This window comes from Pseudomonas sp. GZD-222, from assembly GCF_049310525.1.
Classification (GTDB): Bacteria; Pseudomonadota; Gammaproteobacteria; order Pseudomonadales; family Pseudomonadaceae; genus Aquipseudomonas.
Window position 1 is genome coordinate 18302 of record NZ_JBMOWO010000126.1, and the last position, 22947, is coordinate 41248.

Genomic DNA, 22947 nt, shown 5'->3' on the forward strand with positions numbered 1-22947 from the left:
GTTTCAGCAAGTATTCCTGATTAGCCTGACATAAATGAGGCCATCCCCCGATGATCGCCCGACTGACTGGCACTGCGCCGGCCACGCTGTACCCTGACTTTCTCGAAGCCCTGCGCACTGCCGGTTTCCGTGGCCAGCTCAGTGCTGACTACGCCACCCGCACGGTGCTGGCCACTGATAACTCCATTTACCAGCGCCTGCCGCAGGCGGCGGTATTCCCCCAGGATGCCGATGACATCGCGCGAATTGCCGCGCTGATGGCCGAACCGCGCTTCAAGGAGGTCAAGCTGACCCCGCGCGGCGGCGGTACCGGCACCAATGGCCAGTCGCTGACTGACGGCATCGTCGTCGACCTGTCGCGACACATGAACAGCATTCTCGAAATCAATGTCGAGGAGCGTTGGGTGCGGGTCCAGGCCGGCGTGGTCAAAGACCAGCTCAATGCTGCGCTCAAGCCCCACGGGTTGTTCTTCGCCCCCGAGCTGTCGACCTCCAACCGCGCCACCGTCGGCGGCATGATCAACACCGACGCCAGCGGCCAGGGCAGCTGCACCTACGGTAAAACCCGCGACCACGTGCTGGAGCTGCACAGCGTGCTGCTGGGTGGCCAACACCTGCACACGCGGCCACTGGACGACGCCGAACTGGAACAGGCCTGTGCCGAGCCTGGCCGCGCCGGTGAGGTGTACCGCACGGCACGACAGATCCAGGAAACCCAGGCCGAGCTGATCGAGCAGATTTTTCCCAAGCTCAACCGCTGCCTGACCGGCTATGACCTGGCGCACCTGCGCGACGAGCAGGGTCGCTTCAACCTCAACAGCGTGCTGTGCGGTGCCGAGGGTTCGCTGGGTTATGTGGTCGAAGCCAAGCTCAATGTGCTGCCGATTCCCAAGTACGCGGTACTGGTCAACGTCCGCTACACCAGCTTCATGGACGCCCTGCGCGATGCCAATGCGCTGATGGCGCACAAGCCACTGTCGATCGAGACGGTGGACTCCAAGGTGCTGATGCTGGCGATGAAAGACATCGTCTGGCACAGCGTCGCCGAATACTTCCCTGCTGACGCCGAGCGCCCGACCCTGGGCATCAACCTGGTGGAATTCTGCGGTGATGATCCGGCCGAGGTGAATGCACGGGTGCAGGCCTTTGTTGCCCACCTGCAGGCCGACCAGGGCGTCGAGCGCCTGGGCCATACCCTGGCCGAAGGTGCCGAGGCGGTGACGCGGGTCTACACCATGCGCAAACGCTCGGTGGGCCTGCTCGGCAACGTCGAGGGTGAAGTGCGTCCGCAGCCGTTCGTGGAAGACACCGCGGTGCCGCCGGAGCAACTGGCGGACTATATCGCCGAGTTCCGTGCCTTGCTCGACGGCTATGGCCTGGCCTACGGCATGTTCGGTCACGTCGATGCCGGCGTGCTCCATGTGCGCCCGGCGCTGGACATGAAAGACCCGGCCCAGGCGGCGCTGGTCAAGCCGATTTCCGATGCCGTGGCAGCGCTGACCCTGCGCTATGGCGGCCTGCTCTGGGGTGAGCATGGCAAGGGCTTGCGCTCGGAATACGTACCGGAATACTTCGGTGAGCTGTACCCGTCGCTGCAAGCGCTCAAGGGCGCTTTCGACCCGCACAACCAGCTCAACCCCGGCAAGATCTGCACCCCGCCGGACAGCGCCCAGGGCCTGATCAAGGTCAACGAAGCGCCGCTGCGTGGCGACTTCGACCGGCAGATCGACGAGCGTGTGTGGCAAAGCTTCGGCAGCGCCGTGCACTGCAACGGCAACGGTGCCTGCTACAACTACGACCCCAACGACGCCATGTGCCCGTCATGGAAAGCCACCCGCGAACGCCAGCATTCGCCCAAGGGCCGTGCCTCGCTGATCCGCGAGTGGCTGCGTTTGCAGGGTGCCGCCAACATCGACGTGCTGGCGACTGCCCAGGGCAAGCTGAACTGGCTTAAAGGCCTGCCGGCGCGCCTGCGCAACAATCTTTCGCGCAGCAAGGGTGAAGCGGACTTCTCTCATGAAGTCTACGACGCCATGGCCGGCTGCCTGGCCTGTAAGTCGTGCGCAGGCCAGTGTCCGATCAAGGTCAACGTGCCGGAATTCCGCTCGCGCTTTCTCGAGCTTTACCACGGGCGCTACCAGCGGCCACTGCGCGACTACCTGATCGGTTCGCTGGAGTTCAGCATTCCGTACCTGGCCTACGCGCCTGGCCTGTACAACGCGGTGATGGGTTCGAAGTGGGTGAGCAAATTGCTCGAACGGCATGTCGGCATGCTCGACAGCCCGTTGATCAGCCGTTACAACCTGCAGGCCACGCTGAGCCGTTGCAACGTGCGCCTGGCCAGCATTCCGGCCCTGCGTGAACTGACCCCGGCCCAGCGGGAGCGCAGCATCGTGCTGGTCCAGGATGCTTTCACCCGTTACTTCGAGACCCCGGTGCTGGCAGCCTTCATTGATCTGGCTTACCGCCTCGGCCACCGCATCTACCTGGCGCCCTACAGCGCCAACGGCAAGCCGCTGCACGTCCAGGGCTTCCTCGCTGCCTTCAACAAGGCGGCTATCCGCAACGCCCGCCAGCTCAGCGCCTTGGCCGACTGCGGTGTGCCGTTGGTGGGCCTGGATCCGGCCATGACCCTGGTGTACCGCCAGGAGTATCAAAAGGTCCCGGGCCTGGGCGACTGCCCGAAAGTCTTGCTGCCGCAGGAGTGGCTGGTGGATGTACTGCCTGAGCAGCCGACCCGGGCCACCACCACCTACCGGCTGATGGCGCATTGCACCGAGAAGACCAACGTTCCGGCCAGCACCCGTCAGTGGGAGCAGGTGTTTGCGCGTCTGGGCCTCAAGCTGTCGACCGAAGCCACCGGCTGCTGCGGCATGTCCGGCACCTACGGCCATGAAGCGCGTAACCAGGAAACCTCGAAGACCATCTTCGAGCAGTCCTGGGCGGGCAAACTGGACAAGGAGGGTGAAGCACTGGCGACCGGGTATTCGTGCCGTAGTCAGGTCAAACGCCAGGCTGATCGTACCTTGCGCCATCCGCTGGAAGTGCTGTTGCAGCAACTGGCGTAAAGGGTGGAGTCCAACTGGTGGGAGCGGGCTTGCCCCGCGATGGCGGTCGGTCAGTCACCCCGCATCGCGGGACAAGCCCGCTCCCACCCACCTTCAGTCGCGCTGCTCGACCACCAGCAGCAGCGACTGCGGCACCAGGCTTTGCGGGTGCTGCGGCTCCTGCAGGCTGGCCAGACGGAAACCGGCCATGTCCAGTGCATTGAGCCAGCTGGACAAGGTGCGCATGTACCACGGCATGGGTTGCCACTGGCCCTGGAAGTCGGCGAAGGTCTCCACGCGCCAGCCATCCTGATAATCGCCCGCCGCCGCGGTCCAGGGGTGCAGGGTCTGGATCACCAGCGCACCGCCTGGGGCGAGCAGGGCGTGCATGGCGGCGAGTAACGGGATGACGTCCTGGTGCAGCAGGGCGAAGTTGGCGCAGATCAGATCGTAGTCGCTACCGACATTGACCTGTGCCGCTGCCAACGCGTCATAGCTGGCCAGATGCACCGGCGAACTGCCTGCCGCCCGCGCCGCTTCCACCAGTGTCGCATCGCCGTCCACGCCGACTGCCTTGATACCTCGTTCAGTCAGCGCCCGCAGCAGCCAGCCTTCACCACAGCCGAGGTCAAGCACGTGCCCGGGCTGACGGCCGAGCACCGCCAGGAGGATGGCCTGGTCGGTGACCTTCAGGCGGCTTTCGATAGCGCCGCTGCGGATGGCTTCGATCCAGGCGCGGGCATTGTCATGCCAACTTTGCAGGAGGGTGGTGTCGGGGGCGGGCATGACGGTATCCACTATGGCGGGTTGCATAGAAGGATAGAAGAAATCACGCGCGGTTAAGCATCAACCCATGCAGCACACCAAAGCGCAGTCCGGGCTCGGACGGCATCATCTCGGTAATCCCGAACGCCTTGAAGGCCGCCAGCATGATCGCCAGGCCACCGGGCAGGGCGCTTTGGCGATGAGGCTGCAATCCGCCCAGGCGGGTGCTGTTTACATGGCCGGCCTCAAGCAGCAGTACGGACAGGCGCAACAAGCCGCGGTAGGTGATGCCGCCTTCGCCACAGTCGTTCAAGGCATTGGCCCTGAGCACTTTGGCCAGCATCCGGGCGGTGCCTGACGAGCCGATGGCCTGCTGCCAGCCCAGATGGCGATAGCGCCGGGCGACTTTCTCGAATTGCAAGGTGGCGGTGCGCTCGGCGTCCAGCAAGGATTGGGCGCTCACCCGGCCGCCAGGGAAAAAGCGCGTACTCCAGGTACCACTGCCGATGGTCAGGCTTTCGGTCAACAAGGCCTGTTCGCCGCGACCGAGGATCAACTCGGTGGAACCACCGCCGATGTCCACTACCAAGCGCATGGTCGTGGCATCCGGGATACGATGGCTGACGCCGGCATACACCAGTTGGGCTTCTTCTTCGCCGGAGATAACGTCGATGGGAAAGCCCAGATGACGCTGGGCGTCGCTCAGAAAGCGCTTGGCATTGGCCGCTTCGCGCACGGCGCTGGTGGCCACTGCGCGAACGCGTCCTGGCTCGAAACCGCGCAGTTTTTTGCCAAAACGTGCCAGCGCTTGCCAGCCGCGGTCCAGTGCCAGGTCGTCGAGGGCGCCGCCATGCAGGCCCTCAGCCAGGCGAACCGGCTCACGCAAGGATTTGACTTCCTCGATCACCCATTGGCGGTTCCGTTTGACCGGCTGGCCAATCATCATGCGAAACGCATTGGACCCCAGGTCAATCGCCGCAAACAGGGAGGTGTCGCTTTTCATCGAGTGTTCCTTGCAGGTTCATCAGACAGCGCTCAAAGCGTTGCGATGATCTTGCCACTCGATTGATGACGCGAAGATGACAGCCCCCAATAGGTGATATCAGTTTCTTACAACGGCGAAATCGTCCCTAACGCCCCGATACCAATGGCCAGCACCAGAAAGCCAACCACGAAAAACGCAAGCTTGCCCATATGAACTCCGAATTGAACAGGAAAGAGGCAACAGGCGCTGCAGATCAACCAGCCACCTGATCAGGCACGCCGTGAAAGGTGCCTTGTAGGGGCCTCATTGTCGGATTTTCAGGGCTTTCATTACAGATGCAGATGACGCAGAAAAATACGGATCAGAACGAAAAAGCCCCGGCCTGAACGTTCAGGTCGGGGCGTTTCTGCCTGGCACTATCAGGCCAGAGCATTGGCTTCAGGCCAGGTCAAAACGGTCGAGGTTCATCACCTTGCTCCAGGCGGCGACGAAGTCGTGGACGAACTTGTCCTTGGCATCGTTGCTGGCATACACCTCGGCCAGCGCGCGCAGTTGCGCGTGCGAGCCGAACACCAGATCGACACGTGAACCGCTCCATTTCACGGCGCCGGTCTTGCGGTCGCGGCCTTCATAGCTGTCGTTGGCACTGGAGGTCGGCTTCCATTCCACGTTCATGTCCAGCAGGTTCTGGAAGAAGTCGTTGGTCAACTGCCCAGGCCGCTGGGTGAACACGCCCAGGTTGAAGTTGCCGACACTGGTGCCGAGCACCCGCAGGCCACCGACCAGCACGGTCATCTCCGGTGCTGTGAGGTTCAACAGTTGCGCCTTGTCCACCAGCAGCGCCTCGGGTTTGGCCTTGGCTCCTGCTTTGACGTAGTTACGGAAGCCATCGGCAATTGGTTCCAGCAAGCCGAAGGACTCAACATCGGTCTGCGCCTGGGAGGCGTCGGTACGGCCAGGGGAGAACGGCACCGTCACAGTGTGACCAGCGTTTTTCGCCGCTTGCTCGACACCTGCGTTACCGGCCAGGACGATCAGGTCAGCGATGGAGATTTTCTTGCCGCCGCCCTGCGCGTTGAAGTCGTTCTGGATGCTTTGCAGCTTGCCCAGCACTTCGGCCAGTTGCGCCGGCTGATTGGCTTCCCAGTCTTTTTGCGGCGCCAGACGCAGGCGCCCACCGTTGGCACCCCCGCGTTTGTCCGATCCACGGAACGACGAGGCCGCAGCCCAGGCGGTGGACACCAGTTGCGACACCGACAGGCCCGAGGCTAATACCTTGGCTTTGAGCGCGGCGACGTCGGCGTCGTTGACCAGCGCATGGTCGACAGTCGGGATCGGGTCTTGCCAGAGCAGTTCTTCACCGGGCATTTCCGGGCCGAGGTAGCGTGACAGCGGGCCCATGTCGCGATGAATGAGCTTGTACCAGGCGCGGGCGAAGGCATCGGCCAGCTGTTCGGGGTTTTCCTTGAAGCGGCGGGCGATCGGTTCGTAGATTGGGTCGAAGCGCAGCGCCAGGTCCGAGGTCAGCATCCGCGGTTCCTGTTTTTTCGCCGGGTCGAACGCATGGGGGATGCGGTCGGCACCGGCGCCGCCTTTGGGCCGCCACTGGTGGGCGCCGGCGGGGCTCTTGGTCAGTTCCCAGTCGAAGCCGAAGAGGTTTTCCAGGTACTCGTTGCTCCACTTCGTCGGGGTCGACGTCCAGGTCACTTCCAGGCCACTGGTGATCGCGTCGGGGCCTTTGCCGCTGCCGAACTTGTTGCGCCAACCCAGCCCTTGTTCCTCAAGGCCCGCAGCTTCCGGCTCAGCCCCGACGTTGTCGGCCGGGCCGGCACCGTGGGTTTTGCCGAAGGCGTGACCGCCGGCGATCAGCGCCACGGTTTCTTCATCGTTCATGGCCATGCGGCCAAAGGTGTCGCGGATGTCCTTGGCCGAGGCCATCGGGTCGGGATTGCCTTCCGGGCCTTCGGGGTTTACGTAGATCAGGCCCATTTGCACGGCGGCCAGCGGGTTGTCGAGGTTGCGCTCCCCGGCAGGCAGGTCGCGGCTTTGCTCCTCGCCATGTTTGGACGGTTCCGCCACCAGCGGCACGTCACCGGGCGGTTGCGCCTTGCCATAGCGGATGTCGCCACCCAGCCAGACGGTCTCGGCCCCCCAGTTCACCGCTTCATCCGGCTCCCAGACATCGGCGCGGCCACCGGAAAAACCGAAGGTCTTGAAGCCCATGGATTCCAGAGCGACGTTGCCGGTGAGCACGATCAGGTCGGCCCAGGAGATGTTCTTGCCGTATTTCTGTTTGATCGGCCACAGCAGGCGCCGGGCCTTGTCCAGGCTGACGTTGTCGGGCCAGCTGTTGAGCGGGGCGAAACGCTGCTGGCCAGAGCCGGCGCCACCACGGCCATCACCGATGCGATAGGTGCCGGCGCTGTGCCAGGCCATGCGGATGAACAGCGGGCCATAGTGGCCGAAGTCGGCCGGCCACCAGTCCTGGGAGTCGGTCATCAGCGCCCGCAGGTCTTGCTTGAGGGCGGCGAAGTCCAGGCTCTTGAACGCCTTGGCGTAATCGAAACCCGCATCCATCGGGTCGGAGAGGTTCGAGTGCTGGTGCAGGATCTTCAGATTCAGCTGGTTGGGCCACCAATCGCGGTTGCTGGTACCACCACCAGCGGCAGGATTGAACGGGCATTTTGACTCGTTTGACATGACTGTTTCACCTCTGGATGGACTCACCCCACAATCCGACCCGTTCTATCAACCGAGTAGAGATGAGTGAAATCAATGACATAGGTTCAAGGCCAGCGGTTCGATCAACGAATCGGTGATGGCCATCACGGACAGTTCAGCGTAGCGGCAATCTCGTTATCGGAAAGACGGATCATGGCGGGAGTAACGGCTGTAGCCGCTTTATTACCGTCTTCCCAGAATCCATCCGGCCGGATCAGTGCAGCGATAAATATAGGCTAGACGTGGGGAAGAGCGAGGGCTAATAGCGCGAGTATTGGTGGCTGATAGAGTGGCTCTTTCAGGATGGGCTGACTTGTAATGATGCCAGCGATGATCAGGCGCTGGCTTCGAAGGCTTCGTGGTAGGTAACGACACCAGTGGGTACCGTACTGGCGAACGACAGCGCCTGGAAGTACTCCTGCGGAACGCCGGGCAACTCAAGGCCGGGGTGGACCTTGAAGCCGAAGCGAGCATAGTAGCCAGGGTCGCCGAGTAGCACGCACCCCTCAGCACCAAGACGTTGCAGCTCAGCCAGCGCGGCCTTCATCAATGACGAGCCAATACCTTGCCCGTGGCGATCAGGCCACACCGAAATCGGGCCCAGGCCATACCAACCGGTTGCTCCCGACGAGATGGTAACGGGTGAAACAGCCACGTGGCCGATGATGGCGCCGTTTTCTTCCGCCACCAGTGAGACGCTCAGTTGACCGGCTTTTCGCAGGGCATCGACGATGAACTGCTCGGTATGGCTGGAGTGCTCTTCGTTTCGGAACGCTGCCTCGGTCAAGCGTGCAATGCTGTCGAAGTCTGCGGGTTGTTCATTGCGAAGGGTGATGTTCATGTCGATCCTGGCATTCGGACTTGGTTGAAGAAGCTGCTCAGTGCGTAAGGGCTATCAGGCAGCCTATTATTGCCCGATCCGGCCTCGCATGCCTTGAACGATAACCCGGGAGGTACCCATGGAATCTTTGAGCAGGATCCGCCCGGCCAGCCAGGAAGACGCCGAGCACATTGCTGCCCTGGTAACTGAAGCCTACTCACCGTACATCGCACGGATCGGCAAAAAGCCGGCGCCGATGCTCGATGACTACCGCCAGGTCATCGCTGAATCCAGCGTTTTCGTGTTGGCAAGCGGCGCGGAGATACAAGGCGTTCTGGTGCTGAGCCAGGAAAACACCGAACTGCTGCTCAACAATATCGCCGTGGCCGCGCGCTACAAAGGCCAGGGCATTGGCAAAAGGTTGCTGGCGTTTTGTGAGGACTATGCGCAGCGCATGGGATGCACGGCCATCAAGCTGTACACCCATGAACGAATGACCGAGAACATCGAGATCTACAAACGGCTCGGTTACGTGGAAACCCACCGGGCCATGGAAGAGGGCTATGCGCGGGTTTTCATGCGTAAAACACTAGAGACCGCTTCTGAGCAAACAAAGCAATAACGCCCCCGCGTGTCCCTGTAAGATGCAGTGTCTTCCTGTCACGCCCGAGTCTGAAAAATGGATGCTCACTCGATACTTGCTTATGTAGTGGTTGCCGCGATTGCCATCGCCAGCCCAGGTCCAGCCACCCTGATGGCGATCAACAACAGCCTGGCCTATGGTCCGCGCTCTGCGTTGTGGTCTTCCCTGGGCAATGCCTGCGGACTGTTCTGTCTTTCGGCCGCAGCGATGCTGGGGCTGGGTGCTCTGCTCGCCAGTTCTGAGTGGATGTTCAACGTGGTGAAGATTGCCGGTGCCGGCTATCTGTTTTATCTGGGTGCCAAGCAGTTGTTCAAGAAGACGCCGATGCTGGCGGCTGATGTTGCGGGCGATCAGAAAGCCTGCAAACCGTCGCGCCGGAAGCTGTTCAAGTCGGCGTTCCTGACGGCGGCGACCAACCCCAAGGCGACCATGTTCTTCTCCGCATTGTTTCCGCAGTTCCTTGACCAGAGTGCCGCGTTGCTGCCGCAGTTTCTGCTGCTCACCTCGATCTTCATGGGCTTGTCGCTGACCTCCCTGACCCTGTACGCAGCGCTGGCGTCGCGGGCCAAGGGGGTACTGACGCGCCCACGCTTCTCGCTGTGGGTGAGCAGGGCGGTTGGCTCGACATTCATCTTCTTCGGTGCCGCCATTCTTACCATGCGCAGGCAAGCTGCGTAACGCCGCACGGAGTTTTCTGCGCTCAAGGGATAACGCCCGCCGTCACGGGACTGCCGGGACCTCCACAGCACTCTATCGTCGACCCAAGCAACCGGCCGGGACTTGCTGAAAGTGCCCGGCTGTCCTTGACCTTGAGTGTGGACGTGAATGAGCGCTTATCTGCATTGTCTGTCGCATAGCCCCTTGATGGGGCATGTAGACCCAGCCCAGGCTGTCCTGGATGAGGTCGCCGGGGTAATCGCGGCGGCGCGCCAACGCATCGCCGCCTTCGATCCCGAGCTGGTGATCCTGTTCAGCCCTGACCACTACAACGGCTTTTTCTACGATGTGATGCCGTCGTTCTGCATCGGTATGGCCGCTCATGCCATTGGCGACTTCGGCACGCTGGCCGGGCCCTTGTCCGTGCCTCAGGCGCTGGCTGAAGACTGCGCGGCCGCGGTGCTGGAGGCGGGTGTCGACAGTGCGGTGTCGTACCGCATGCAGCTCGACCACGGTGCTGCCCAACCGCTGGAGCTGCTGCTCGGCGGTTTACGCCAGGTGCCGGTGATCCCGGTGTTCATCAACTCGGTGGCAAAGCCGCTGCCGAGCTTCCAGCGTGCCCGACTGCTGGGCGAAGCCATTGGCCGCTGGGCCGCTACCCAGGGCAAGCGGGTGCTGTTCCTCGGTTCCGGAGGCCTTTCCCATCAACCGCCGGTACCGGAACTGGCCAAGGTCGAGGGCCTGATGGCCGACAGGCTCAAAGGCAGCGGTCGTTATCTGCCCGCCGATGAGCGCGAGGCGCGCACGCAACGGGTGATCCTGGCGGCGCAGCGCTTCGCCGAGGATCAGGGCACGTTGCATCCGCTCAATCCCGAGTGGGACCAACACTTTCTCAGCGTACTCGAGCGCGGCTGCCTGACGGAGCTGGACAGCATCAGCAATGCGCAGCTGTCGGCGCTGGCCGGCAAGTCCACGCATGAAATCAAGACCTGGGTGGCGGCTTTTGCCGCCCTGGCCGGCTTTGGGCTGTATCAGGTCAGTGACCGTTATTACCGCCCCGTTCCCGAGTGGATCGCCGGTTACGGTTCGTTGAGTGCCCGCCCTGTTCGTCCCGCTTGAGAGCCCCAGGAGAGTCCAGCCATGAGCGACTACAGCGAAAGCGCAACCAGCCGCTTTGCCTTGATTGAAGACAACGGCGTACGCCTGAACATCCACTACCACGACTGCGGTGCAAGCCAGCACGTGGTGGTTATGCTGCACGGCTCCGGGCCGGGCGCCAGTGGCTGGTCGAACTTCAGCCGCAATATCGAGCCGTTGATGGCCGCCGGTTACCGGGTGATCCTGATGGACTGCCCCGGCTGGAGCAAAAGCGACAGCATTGTCTGCACCGAGTCGCGTTCAGCCCTCAATGCCCGGGTGCTCAAGGCGTTGCTGGAGCAGTTGGGGATTGCCCGGGCGCATCTGATCGGTAATTCCATGGGCGGCCACAGCGCCGTGGCGTTCGCCCTGAATTATCCCGACAGCGTTGGCCGCCTGGTGCTGATGGGCGGTGGCACCGGCGGTGTCAGCGCCTTCGTGCCGATGCCGACCGAAGGCATCAAGCTGCTGCAGAAGGTCTATCGCGAACCCACGCAGGCCAACTTGCAGCAGATGATGGACATCTTTGTTCATGACAGCAGCGACCTGACCCCTGAGCTGATCGCCGGCCGCCTGGAGAACATCCTCAAACGCCGTGACCACCTGGAGAACTTCACCCAGAGCCTGGCGCTGTACCCGCGCCAGTTTCCGGATGTGTCGATGCGCCTGGGTGAGATCAACGCTTCGACCCTGGTGATCTGGGGCCGCAACGACCGCTTTGTGCCGATGGACACCGGCCTGCGCCTGGTCGCCGGCATTACCCAAAGCGAACTGCATGTGTTCAACAACTGTGGCCATTGGGTGCAGTGGGAGTACGCCGAGCGCTTCAACCGGCTGGTGCTGGATTTTCTCGCCCCCTGATCCGGCGCTGCCGGTAGAGCAACCTGCGCGGCTGCAAGAGCAATGGCTGCGCTGTGAACCCCGAGGTGAATATGAGCGTGACCCAGGAAACTCTCGAGCAATTGGCCGCCGCCCTGCGTGCTGCCGAGCGCAGCGGTGAAGCGATTGCACCCTTGCGTGAGCAGATTGGTGAAGAGGCCGGCCAGGCGGCCTATGCCATCCAGCGCCTGAACGTTGCCCATGGCGTGGCAGCAGGCCGGCGGGTGGTGGGGCGCAAGATCGGCCTGACCAACCCCAAGGTGCAGGCACAGTTGGGTGTCGACCAACCGGACTTCGGCACCCTGTTCGCGGACATGTGCTACGGCGACAACCAGACCGTGCCGGTCACATCAGTACTGCAACCGAAGATCGAGGCGGAAATCGCCCTGATCCTGAGCAAGGACCTGCCGCGTGCCGACACCACCTTCGCCGAGCTTCTGGAGGCCACGGGCTGGGTGTTGCCGGCACTGGAAATCGTCGGGTCGCGGGTGCAGAACTGGAACATCCGCTTTGTCGACACCGTGGCTGACAACGCCTCCAGCGGTTGCTTCGTTCTCGGTGGGCCGGCCATACCGCTGGCCGCAGCCGACCTGCGCAACGCAGTGATGCACATGACACGCAACGGCGAACAGGTGTCCAGCGGCAGCGGTGCCGAGTGCCTGGGGCATCCGCTCAACGCTGCGGTGTGGCTGGCGCGCACCATGGCTGGCCTGGGCGAACCCCTGCGTGCCGGCGACATCGTCCTCACCGGCGCCTTGGGGCCGATGGTGGCGGTGCAGGCCGGGGATCGTTTCGAGGCGGTGATCGAAGGCATTGGCCAGGTCGCCGTCAATTTTTCCGCCGAGTGATCGGCAGCTCAACCTGAAGAGCGCATCAGCATGAACAAACTCAAGGTTGCCATCATCGGCTCCGGCAATATCGGCACCGACCTGATGATCAAGATCATGCGGCATGGCCAGCACCTGGAAATGGGCGCCATGGTCGGTATCGATCCGGCCTCCGATGGCCTGGCCCGCGCTGCACGCCTGGGTATCGCCACCACCCACGAGGGTGTGGCCGGCCTGAGCAGAATGGCGGTATTCAAGGACATCGATTTTGTCTTCGATGCCACCTCGGCCTCGGCCCACGTCAACAACGACCGCTTCCTGCGCGCCATCAAGCCCGGCATCCGCCTGATCGACCTGACGCCAGCGGCCATCGGCCCGTACTGTGTGCCGGTGGTCAACGGCGCCGAGCACGTCGATGAACTCAACATCAACATGGTCACCTGTGGCGGCCAGGCCACCATTCCGATGGTGGCGGCCGTGTCGCGTGTGGCCAAGGTGCATTACGCCGAAATCATTGCCTCGATTGCATCCAGGTCGGCGGGCCCCGGCACCCGCGCCAACATCGATGAATTCACTGAAACCACCAGCAAGGCCATCGAGGTGATCGGCGGCGCGACCAAGGGCGAGGCGATCATCATCATGAACCCGGCCGAGCCGCCGCTGATCATGCGTGACACGGTGTTTGTGCTGTCCGAAGCCGCCGATCCGGCAGCGGTCGAAGCGTCGGTGCTGGCCATGGAACAGGCGGTCAAGGCCTACGTGCCGGGCTACCGCCTCAAACAGAAAGTGCAGTTTGACCTGATACCCGAAGCGTCACCGCTGAACATTCCCGGGCTGGGTAAATTCTCCGGCCTCAAGACCTCGATCTTCCTCGAAGTCGAAGGCGCGGCCCATTACCTTCCGGCCTACGCCGGCAACCTCGACATCATGACTTCCGCGGCAATGGCCAGCGCCGAGCGGATGGCGCAACGCATGTTGAGCAGCGAGGCTTGAGGACATGAACATGACCGAGAACAAACTCTATACCTGCGACGTGACCCTGCGTGATGGCAGCCACGCCATCCGCCACCAGTACTCGCTGCAGAATGTCCAGGACATCGCCCGCGCGCTGGACTTGGCCCGCGTCGATGCCATCGAAGTCACTCACGGTGATGGGCTGCAAGGTTCCAGCTTCAACTACGGCTTCGGCGCCCACAGTGACCTGGAGTGGATTGAAGCGGCTGCCGATGTCATCGAGCATGCGCGCATCACGGTGTTGCTGATTCCGGGCATCGGTACCGTCCACGACCTCAAACAGGCCTACCAGGCCGGGGCGCGTTCGGTACGCATCGCGACCCATTGCACCGAGGCGGATGTCTCCCGCCAGCATATCGAGTTCGCCCGCGAGCTGGGCATGGACACCGTCGGCTTTCTGATGATGAGCCACATGATCGCGCCCGAACAGCTGGCGGCCCAGGGCAAGCTGATGGAGTCCTACGGTGCCCAGTGCATCTACATGGCCGACTCCGGTGGCGCCATGAACATGAACGATATCCGCGCCCGCATGCGTGCCTTCAAGGCCGTGCTCGATCCGCAGACGCAGACGGGCATGCACGCGCACCACAACCTGAGCCTCGGCGTGGCCAACTCGATCGCCGCCGTGGAAGAGGGCTGCGACCGTATCGACGCCAGCCTTGCCGGAATGGGCGCGGGGGCCGGTAACGCCCCGCTGGAAGTGTTCATTGCCGCCGCCGAACGTCTGGGCTGGAATCACGGCACCGATCTGTATCGGCTGATGGACGCCGCCGACGACCTGGTGCGCCCGCTGCAGGACCGCCCTGTGCGCGTCGACCGCGAAACCCTGGCGCTGGGGTATGCCGGGGTTTATTCAAGCTTCCTGCGCCACGCTGAACTGGCGGCGGCGAAGTACGGCCTGAAAACCATCGATATCCTTGTCGAGCTGGGGCGCCGGCGTATGGTCGGTGGCCAGGAAGACATGATTGTCGACGTCGCCCTCGACCTGCTCCAGCAACGCGCCTGATGCTTTCCACTTCTACGCCGTGCTTGTCACGGCGTTTTTTTTTGCCCGGTTTTTTCCTGAAACGCCCCGCTGACGCCCACGCCTTTGACCCCAATCATTAACTTGCACTGGGGGGATAAGGCGAGCAGTACACGGATAGTCCCTGCCAACGGCGAGACCTAATGTGACTGTGCCTTCGTCATCAGACTTCCGGTGGCGATTAACGTGTGGATCAGTCTCATGTCGAACCTCGTTACTAGCGATCTCAGCCTTGTAAAGGTGTCAGCCCCACGACCAGGTGCGCGGCTTGTGAAGCTCATGATGGCGATCTTGCCGTGGGTGATCATTGCGGCGTTGTTGTGGGCCGGCCTGTTCATTCGTCCGCAACCGGTCGGCAGCACTATCGAGCCGGCACCGCTGGAGAATCGCGACCAGTTCTATGGACTGGCGCGCCTGCCCAACGGTGACCTGCTGGCCAGTGGTTCCTACGGCAAGATCCTCCTGATCGCAGCGAATGGCGCGGTCAGCCGCCTGCCGACGCCAAGCCGCAATACCCTGCAGGACATCGCCGCCTGGGACGCCAGTCACCTGGTGGCCGTGGGCAACGATGGGGTGATCCTGCGCAGCGGCGATGGCGGCCAGAGCTGGCAGCAAGTCGAGGACGTCCCGCGCTCGGCAGTGGCCAACAAACTCAATCGCGTGCGTGTCGCTGCCGATGGCGTGGCCATCGCCACCGGTGAAATGGGCGCGCTGTTGATCAGTCGCGATTTCGCCCAGAGCTGGCAGCGCCTGCGCGAAGAAGAAGACGTGGCCTGGAACGACGTGGCGATTCTCGACGGCGGTCGCCTGGTGCTGGTCGGTGAGTTCGGGCGGGTGATGCTCGGCAACCTCAATGGCCAGGACTGGCAGGAAGTCGATGCCGGTATCGCGACATCGTTGATGGCCCTGAATTTCCGTGACGCCCAGAACGGCATGGCAGTTGGCCTGGAAGGCACCGTGCTGCAAACCCGCGATGGCGGCCAGAGCTGGCAGGCCGTTGATGTCGGGCTGCACGATCACCTGTTCGATGTGGCCTGGCTGGCGCCGCAACAGCGCTGGTTCGTCACCGGTGCACTGGGTCGCTGGGCCAGTGGCGAAGGCAGCGCCTGGCACCGCGGCATTCTCGATGAGCGCGATTTGTCCTGGCATGTCCGTGCCTTGCCGGTGGCCGGAAGCCTGTGGCTGGCAGGGGCGGATATCGGCCAATGGGACGGCACGCGCTGGTCCCGGCTGCAGCCCTGAACATCATTTTGCTTAACGCAAGCGAGAGCTTCTCATGATCGAACGTATAGCTGAGTTCTGCATCCGGCGCAGTGCCTGGGTGGCCGGTTGCCTGCTGCTGTTGACCCTGGTGCTGGGCTGGTTTGCCCTGCACATCGAGGTGCGCACAGTCTTTGAAGACATGCTGCCGTCACGTCACGAGTACGTGAAGACCCATGAAAAATTCAAGGACACCTTCGGTGGCTCGAACATGGTCACCATCATGTTCGAAGTGGACCAGGGCGACATCTTTCAGACGGCGGTGCTGGAGAAAGTTCGCGAAGTCACCCTGGGGCTGCGTGAGGTGTCGGCGGTCAATCCGTACCAGATCACTTCGCTGGCCTCGAAAAAACTCAAAGAGGTGCGCGCATCCACTGCCGGTATCGTCAGCCTGCCGTTGATGTGGCCACAGCTGCCGCAAAGCGCCGAAGCGATGGCCGAGCTGAAGCAGGCGGTACTGCGCAACCCGCTGGTGTATGGCCCGTACGTTTCCAAGGACCTGCAAGCGACGCTGATTACCGTCGACTTCATCGACGATCAGGTCGAGTACAGCAAGGTTTTTCAAGAGATCCGCAGCCTGATCAAACGTGTCGACGACGGTCAGGTGCACATCCGCGTGGTCGGCGATCCGATTCTTTATGGCTGGGTCGGGCATTACCTGCCAGAGACGTTCCAGCTGGTCGGCGCTGCGCTGCTGGTCACCCTGGTGATGCTATTCATTCTCCTGCGCACCTGGCGTGGCGTGCTGTTGCCGCTGCTGGCAGGGGCGGTGAGTGCGTCCTGGGCCCTGGGTATCTGCCATTTGCTGGACATCAGTTTCGAGCCGCTGGTAATCGTCGTGGCGATGCTGATCACCTCGCGAGCGGTGTCGCACTCGGTGCAGATCGTCAACCGTTTCGACGATGAGCTGGAGCTGTTGCCGGCCAATGCCGACACCGCCAGGATCGCCGCCAAAGTGGCACTGTCGGACCTGTTTCGCCCGGGCATGCTCGGGGTGATCGCCGATGCGGCCTGCATGGCAGTGGTGGCGCTGAGCCCGATCCCGATGCTGCAGAAGCTCACGGTGCTGGCGTGCGTATGGGTACTGACATTGACGATCAGTGCCGTGATCCTGACCCCGGTGATGCTGTCGTTCATCCGCAAGCCGCACGGCATGGTGCATCCGCTCAACTGCATTCCGCTGCTCACCCGGGTGCTGGACCTGGCCACTGCCGTCTGCCTGTCCCGGGCCCGTTATGCGGTGCTGGCGCTCAGCCTGATCGCGGTCATCGGTGCCGGCCTGTTTTCACTCAACCTGAAAATCGGTGACGCCAACCCGGGTTCGCCGATTCTCTGGCCGACAGCCGATTACAACCTCGACTCGGCGGCGATCAATGCGCGCTTCGAAGGCGTCGACCGGATGTTCGTGGTCCTCGGTGAGGACGGCAACAAGGGCCTGATCAAAAGCAATGAAGCCTTGCAGGCAATGAACAGCTTCCAACGCTTTATCGAGGCCCAGCCGCAAGTCGGCGGTTCTGTTTCACTGGCCGATGTGCTGCCGCAGATCAACCTCAGCCTGCGCGAAGGCAACCCACGCTACCTGGAACTGGGCGACAGCAGCGCCATCAACGGCAGCCTCGCGGCCATGCTCGATTCGGTCTCGGAGCCCGGTGACATGTCGCGCTTTGCCGACGACCAGTACGCCAACGGCGCGGTCACCCTGATGTTCCGTGACCGCCAGGGTGAAACCATCCGTACTGCCGTGGCGCGCATCAAGGAGTTCATCGCCCAGCACCCGCTGGCCCAGGGTGAGTGGTACCTGGCCGGTGGCCTGATCGGGGTGATGGCCGCCGTCAACGAAATCATCCTGGCCAGCCAGATCGAAGCCATCGCCCTGGCGCTGCTGGTGCTGGCACTGATCTGCACCGCCGTGTACCGCTCTTCGATCGCCGGCATGGTGTTCATGGTGCCGGTGATCATTTCCAACATGATGACTTTCGCCTTCATGACCTGGCAGGGCATCGGCATGAACATCAACACCGTGCCGGTGGCTGCCTTGGGTATTGGTCTGGGTGTGGATTACGCCTTCTACATCGCAGACCGGATCAAGGAAGAGATCGCCATCGGCAAGAGTGCCGAGGATGCCGTGCGCATCGCCCTGCACTCGGCCGGCATGGGCGTGATCGTGACCGCCAGCGTACTGATCCTGGCCACCCTGTTGTGGTGGGCATCGTCGCTGCGCTTCCAGGCCGAAATGGGGCTGCTGATGGCGATCTGGCTGACGGTTTCGGCGTTCAGCGCACTGTTCGTGATGCCCGCGCTGATCTATGTGTTCCGTCCCCGCTTCATCTTTGGCGAGCGGGAGCAGGGAGGGGCGGCCAGCCTGCCGGACTCCTCGTTTCAGTTGCTTTGATACGAAATAACAACAACAGCAATCGATCAATCGCTGCCGCTACCTATTGGGGAGAGAAGCATGAACAAGCTGATTCGGGGAGCGCACGCGCACACCTCGTTCAACCGGCTGGGACTGGCCGTCGCACTGGGGGTGATGACTACCCCGGCGCTGGCCGACACCTTCACCTATGACGGCTACCTGCGCCAGGAAATGTCCTGGAACATGAAGAACTGGGAAGACACACCCGATTACGACGACCGCGGCAAACTGTCGATGATGCGCAGCACCGCGCGCCTCAACCTGCAGTGGAAACCCGCCGACAGCTTCTCGCTGGTGGCCAAGCTGCGCGGTGTGCGTGAGGTCGAAACCAACTTCCTCAATCACCTGGAGAAGATGGGCGCCAACAACTACCACGAAGCCGATGGCCGTGGTGACATCACCGAACTCTACGACAAGACCGACATCCGCGAGCTGTACGTGGACTTCCCGGTAGGCGAGCGCACCTGGTTCCGCCTGGGCAAGCAGCAAATCGCCTGGGGTGAAACCGACTTTTTCGCCGCCAACGACCTGGTCCACGGTTTCGACAATACCTGGCGTTCGTTCCTTGAGCCGGCCAACGAAGAACTGCGCAAAACCAACATCATGGCCAAGGTCAACATCGATGTGCCGGAGTACAACGGCGGGATCGAACTGTTCGTGCGCCCGGGCCTGGACAGTACCAAGGATATCGGTACCGAGATCGATATCTACGGCGGTCGCTGGTCCAGCCAGCCTTATGCCGGGGTCGATTTCCGCAACATCGACCCCTACAACTTCAACCATGAAGACGGCAGCCGCCACGACGTTACCGGCGGTATCCGCTGGACCGGTCTGTGGGGCGATACCAACTACTCGCTGTCGTACCTGAAGACCTACTACAACGCGCCGATCCTCAACGCGTCGAACAACCTGGGGCTGTTTGGCTTGCCGAATGTACCCAGCGGGGCAGAGACCACCGATGGCGACCAGACCCGTGGCCTGGCCGGCGAGATCATCTACCCGATCGTCGACGTCTTCGGCGTGACCGCCAGCCGCTACTCCGACTGGGCCGATGCGGTGTTCAGTACCGAGATGGCCTACATCAAGGATGCGCCGTACCAGTTCGAGGCCGCGACACCGACCCTGATCAGCCAGTTCGTCGCCCCCGGTTTCGATGGCTACAGCAAAAAAGACGTGGTTGCGCTGATGCTGCGCATGGACAAGAACCTGGCCTTCAGCCAGACCCTGCTCGGCACTGAAAAGCCGATGTTCTTCTCGGTGCAGCTGTTCGACAAGTGGGTGCAGAACTTCGACGAAGACGACCGCCTGCTGTACAGCGTGGGCTGGGGCGGCAAGGTCAAGGAACACTCGGTCATGGGCACGGCGATCTTCGACATGAGCTATGCCAACGGGCGTATCCGCCCGCAACTGGTGGTGGGCGGCGACCTCAGCAACGGCGGTGGTTTTGCCGTGCCATCGGTGACCTTCGAACTGTCCAGCAAGCTGCGCTGGAAGGTCGAGTACGACGCCTTCTGGGATGACGAACACAGCGATAGCAGCAAGTGCCAGCCAGGCAATCTGGCGACTTGCGAGAACACCACGCTGTTTGGCTACTTCCACAACCGGGATCAGCTGTACACCAGCCTGACCTACCTGTTCTGACTCAATCGGAGACTGCACCATGACCCGTTTTCGCCATGCGTTACGTTCGCCGTTGCTCGCCGGCCTGGTTGCCGCCAGCGCTGTGGGTATCGTCAATGCCGCTGAAGTACCGGCCGGCACCGTGATCAGTGCCAGCAACATCGACCAGCTGAAAAATGACACCTTCGAAGGCCACAGCATTGCCAGTCTGCTGACGGAAAAGCTCGAGTGGCGTATCCGCAACAGTGGCATGCAGATGCCTCTGGCGGCCTCCAAGCCGGTGCCGCTCGACCCGCGCTGGGTCAAGGCCTCCAGCGCCAACGCCGGCAAAACCTCGATCAACAAGGCCGAGTGCCGGGTCGATGGCTGGGGCGCCGGCGAGCCGTTCCCGCAGATCGATGAGAAAGACCCGCAAGCCGCCGAGAAAATCATGTGGAACTGGCACCTCGGCCAGCTCGTGGGTGATATCTCGCAGGTACCGGGTTACACCCAGTTGCTGGTCGACGGCAAGAAAGGCGTGCATGCCGAGCCGGTTGCCGAGTTCACCCGCTACTCGATGAAGGGGCGGCTGACCGGCGCCAATACCGTCGAAGGCGATGGCAGCGAGCGTGGCCGCCAGTTGCTGTATTTCAAGGCACCCTCGGACATGAAAGGCCTGGGTACCTACACCGTGATGTACGACTCGGACAAGGTCAACAGTGTCTGGGCCTACATCCCGGCGGTGCGGCGTGTGCGTCAGTTGTCCGGAGGTGCGTGGATGGACCCGGTGGGTTCGTCCGACCAGTTGCAGGATGACCTGGAAGTGTTCAACGCCCGTCCTTGCTGGTACCCGGAGTACAAATTGCTCGGCAAGCGCAACATTCTTGCGGTCAGCGCGAGCAAGACCGGCGATGCCATCTGGAACAAATCGGGCAAGACGTTCGGCGAGCGCTACCCGGTGATGGAAGACAAACCGCCGTACTGGAATATCGTCGGCAACAGCTATGAGGTGCGCGAAGTCTATGTGGTCGAGGCGATCACGCCGTCGATCCACCCGTACAGCAAAAAGGTTCTCTACGTCGACACCAAGTACCCGCGTATCTACTACGGCGAGGCCTACAACCGTAAAGGCGAGTTCTGGAAGTTCATGGAGTTCCATTCCTACTCCAACCCGGCCGATGGCGACGTGCGTACTACCGTGGGCTCGGTCATCGACTTCCAGCGCAACCACGCCACCATCTCGCTGATCGATACCAGCACCTGGCGGACCAACTTCGAAGCCAAAGCCACCGACTTCTCCCTGCAGGCCCTGCAGGCGGCCGGCCGCTAAGCGCTCCCCGCGCCCCCGTGCCGGGGGCGCATTTCCAGAAGAACAATTCGGGTCGCCTGGCCGTGTGCCGGGTGTCGTGACCCAAGGAGAGTCCTGTGTCCATGATGCAAGCAGCGCGTCTTCACGAAATCGGCGGCCGGTTTGTCGTCGACCAGATTCCCGTGCCTGAGCCCGGCCCCCATGATGTCCTGGTCAAGGTTGCGGCCAGTGGCATCATTCCCAACCTGAAGAACGTCACCACGCATTTCCCCGAGTGGTATCCGTTCCTGCCATTGCCGCAACTTCCGGCCATTTTCGGCCTCGACTCTGCCGGTACCGTGGCCGCTGTCGGTTCGGCGGTCACCGCGTTCCGGCCCGGCGATCGGGTCTACGTCAACCCTGGCATCGGCTGTGGTGAATGCCGGCACTGTCGTGAAGGTGACGCACCGCGCTGCCAGGCCTATACCTTCATGGGCTACTTCGGTTTCGGCGCCGGTTCGCAGCAGGTATTCAAGCGTTATCCCTACGCTGGCTATGGCCAGTACATGACTGCCCACGGCCACAACCTGGTGCGTTTGCCGGACTGCCTGAGCTTTGCCCAGGCCACCCGTTTCGGCTATCTCGGCACTGCCTATTCGGCGATCCGCAAAGCGGCGTTGCGCCCGTCGCAGAACATCCTGATTCTCGGTGCCAGCGGCACCCTGGGTGTCGGCGCGACATTGCTGGCGCTGGCGTTCGGCGCCGCCCGGGTTCTGGTCGTGGCCCGTGACCGCGAAGCGCTGGAACGCCTGCAGGCCCTGGACCCACGCCGGGTAATCGCGATTCAGATTGGCCAGGGGGCGATTCACCAGCAGGTGCGCGCGCTGCTGCCGGAAGGTGTGGATGCGATGCTCGACACTCTTGGCGCCAAGGCCCCGACCGAGCTGTCGGTGGATGCCATGCAAGCGGTTGCCCGTGGTGGACGCATCATCCAGATCGGCGGCGTGGCCGGACCGATCCCGATCGATCCGCATCCGTTCATGTGCGCCCAGCTGCAGTACATCGGTTCGCTGTGGTTCTCCACCACTGAAGGTGAAGAGATGGCCAGCATGGTGGCGTCCGGCATTCTCGACCTGTCGCATCTGGATACGCGGGCCTACGCGCTGGAGCAGTTGAATGAGGCGCTGGACGACATCCAGACGCAAGGCAACGGTTTCACCAACTTCCATATCCTTCACCGATAACCCTGTCCCGGCGGCGCCAGACCTGTGTGCGCCGTCGAGCCTCAAGGAGTGCGCAGCATGCGAACCCGACGTGTAGTTACCGGCCATGACGCCCAAGGGCGTGCCCGCGTAGTCAGTGCCGGCCCGGTTGCCGGTGATGATCCCTTCGTCCACAGCCCGGGCTTCGGTGCCACGCTGTTGTGGCAAACCGCAGCCAATCCACAGGTAGGCGGCCTACCGGCCGAGACATCCGGCCCCATTACCTCGGTGTTGCCCGGCAGCGGTGGTACCTGCGCCATGCTGGTGACCTTCCCGCCGGAGTCGAGCGCACTACCCAGCGCCGAGCAGATGCAGGCCGCCGGCGAGGAGCTGATTGCCCGACTGCCTGGCCTGGCGGAACGTTTCGAGGCCGATGCGCCCGGCTTTCATCGCACCGACAGCATCGACTATGGCGTGCTGCTGGAGGGTGAGCTGACGTTGCTGCTGGACGAGGGTGAGTCATGTGTGTGCAGGGCAGGCGATGTTGTGGTGCAAATGGGAACACGGCATGCCTGGCGTAACACCGGTAACACCCCGGCGCGGGTGATGTTCGTGATGGTTGACGCGCAGCGCTGCTGAGCACCGCTGGAAACCGGGCCAGGCTTG

The 22947-nt window shown here is 62.5% G+C and carries 18 protein-coding genes; 14 read left to right on the plus strand and 4 right to left on the minus strand.

All coding sequences use genetic code 11. The features are described from left to right. Positions 1-50: 50 nt before the first annotated feature. Entirely contained in the window at positions 51-3068 is a 3018-nt protein-coding gene (ydiJ, locus tag ACO6VD_RS23815) for a D-2-hydroxyglutarate dehydrogenase YdiJ (RefSeq protein WP_422422415.1), read from the plus strand. A gap of 93 nt (positions 3069-3161) precedes the next feature. Here the strand turns inward: ydiJ and ACO6VD_RS23820 are convergent, their stop codons facing one another. The 4 genes from ACO6VD_RS23820 to ACO6VD_RS23835 all read right to left on the minus strand — a co-directional run bounded on the left by ACO6VD_RS23820 (position 3162) and on the right by ACO6VD_RS23835 (position 8359). Continuing rightward, positions 3162-3833: a class I SAM-dependent methyltransferase gene (locus ACO6VD_RS23820; RefSeq protein ID WP_422422416.1), complete on the minus strand. Its 672-nt coding sequence runs from the start codon at positions 3831-3833 to the stop codon at positions 3162-3164. A 43-nt stretch (positions 3834-3876) separates the two neighbouring features. Continuing rightward, on the minus strand, positions 3877-4815 hold the full coding sequence (locus tag ACO6VD_RS23825; RefSeq protein WP_400174272.1) for a Ppx/GppA family phosphatase: 939 nt from the start codon (positions 4813-4815) through the stop codon (positions 3877-3879). A 420-nt stretch (positions 4816-5235) separates the two neighbouring features. Next, positions 5236-7497 carry a catalase/peroxidase HPI gene (gene katG / locus ACO6VD_RS23830; protein ID WP_422422417.1) on the minus strand — a complete coding sequence of 754 codons (2262 nt, stop codon included), beginning with the start codon at positions 7495-7497 and terminating at the stop codon, positions 5236-5238. A gap of 355 nt (positions 7498-7852) precedes the next feature. Then, positions 7853-8359 (minus strand): GNAT family N-acetyltransferase, encoded by a 507-nt coding sequence (locus tag ACO6VD_RS23835; RefSeq protein WP_422422418.1) that lies wholly within the window; start codon positions 8357-8359, stop codon positions 7853-7855. A 118-nt stretch (positions 8360-8477) separates the two neighbouring features. On the opposite strand from ACO6VD_RS23835, the gene ACO6VD_RS23840 reads away from it, so the two are divergent. From ACO6VD_RS23840 to ACO6VD_RS23900, 13 genes are all read left to right on the plus strand, one after another. Further along, positions 8478-8960 carry a GNAT family N-acetyltransferase gene (locus tag ACO6VD_RS23840; protein WP_422422419.1) on the plus strand — a complete coding sequence of 161 codons (483 nt, stop codon included), beginning with the start codon at positions 8478-8480 and terminating at the stop codon, positions 8958-8960. Positions 8961-9017: 57 nt separating this feature from the next. Continuing rightward, positions 9018-9659, plus strand: a complete 642-nt coding sequence (locus ACO6VD_RS23845) for a LysE family translocator (RefSeq protein ID WP_422422420.1) — start codon at positions 9018-9020, stop codon at positions 9657-9659. A gap of 147 nt (positions 9660-9806) precedes the next feature. Further along, positions 9807-10757: a 3-carboxyethylcatechol 2,3-dioxygenase gene (gene mhpB / locus ACO6VD_RS23850; RefSeq protein WP_422422421.1), complete on the plus strand. Its 951-nt coding sequence runs from the start codon at positions 9807-9809 to the stop codon at positions 10755-10757. 21 nt (positions 10758-10778) lie between these two features. Beyond that, complete coding sequence (locus tag ACO6VD_RS23855) at positions 10779-11636, plus strand: alpha/beta fold hydrolase (RefSeq protein ID WP_422422422.1); 858 nt, start codon at positions 10779-10781, stop codon at positions 11634-11636. A 71-nt stretch (positions 11637-11707) separates the two neighbouring features. Further along, entirely contained in the window at positions 11708-12502 is a 795-nt protein-coding gene (gene mhpD, locus ACO6VD_RS23860; protein ID WP_422422423.1) for a 2-keto-4-pentenoate hydratase, read from the plus strand. 30 nt (positions 12503-12532) lie between these two features. After that, entirely contained in the window at positions 12533-13474 is a 942-nt protein-coding gene (locus ACO6VD_RS23865; protein ID WP_422422424.1) for an acetaldehyde dehydrogenase (acetylating), read from the plus strand. Between the two features lie 10 nt (positions 13475-13484). Next, on the plus strand, positions 13485-14501 hold the full coding sequence (gene dmpG / locus ACO6VD_RS23870) for a 4-hydroxy-2-oxovalerate aldolase (protein WP_422422425.1): 1017 nt from the start codon (positions 13485-13487) through the stop codon (positions 14499-14501). Between the two features lie 297 nt (positions 14502-14798). After that, entirely contained in the window at positions 14799-15761 is a 963-nt protein-coding gene (locus ACO6VD_RS23875; RefSeq protein ID WP_422422471.1) for a YCF48-related protein, read from the plus strand. A 34-nt stretch (positions 15762-15795) separates the two neighbouring features. Next, positions 15796-18171 (plus strand): efflux RND transporter permease subunit, encoded by a 2376-nt coding sequence (locus tag ACO6VD_RS23880; protein ID WP_422422426.1) that lies wholly within the window; start codon positions 15796-15798, stop codon positions 18169-18171. 60 nt (positions 18172-18231) lie between these two features. Further along, positions 18232-19833, plus strand: coding sequence for a DUF1302 family protein (locus tag ACO6VD_RS23885; protein ID WP_422422427.1), 1602 nt, complete (start codon positions 18232-18234; stop codon positions 19831-19833). Between the two features lie 19 nt (positions 19834-19852). Beyond that, positions 19853-21121 (plus strand): DUF1329 domain-containing protein, encoded by a 1269-nt coding sequence (locus ACO6VD_RS23890; protein ID WP_422422428.1) that lies wholly within the window; start codon positions 19853-19855, stop codon positions 21119-21121. A gap of 101 nt (positions 21122-21222) precedes the next feature. Continuing rightward, positions 21223-22323, plus strand: a complete 1101-nt coding sequence (locus ACO6VD_RS23895) for an alcohol dehydrogenase catalytic domain-containing protein (protein WP_422422472.1) — start codon at positions 21223-21225, stop codon at positions 22321-22323. A 57-nt stretch (positions 22324-22380) separates the two neighbouring features. After that, on the plus strand, positions 22381-22920 hold the full coding sequence (locus tag ACO6VD_RS23900) for a cupin domain-containing protein (protein ID WP_422422429.1): 540 nt from the start codon (positions 22381-22383) through the stop codon (positions 22918-22920). Positions 22921-22947: the final 27 nt, after the last annotated feature.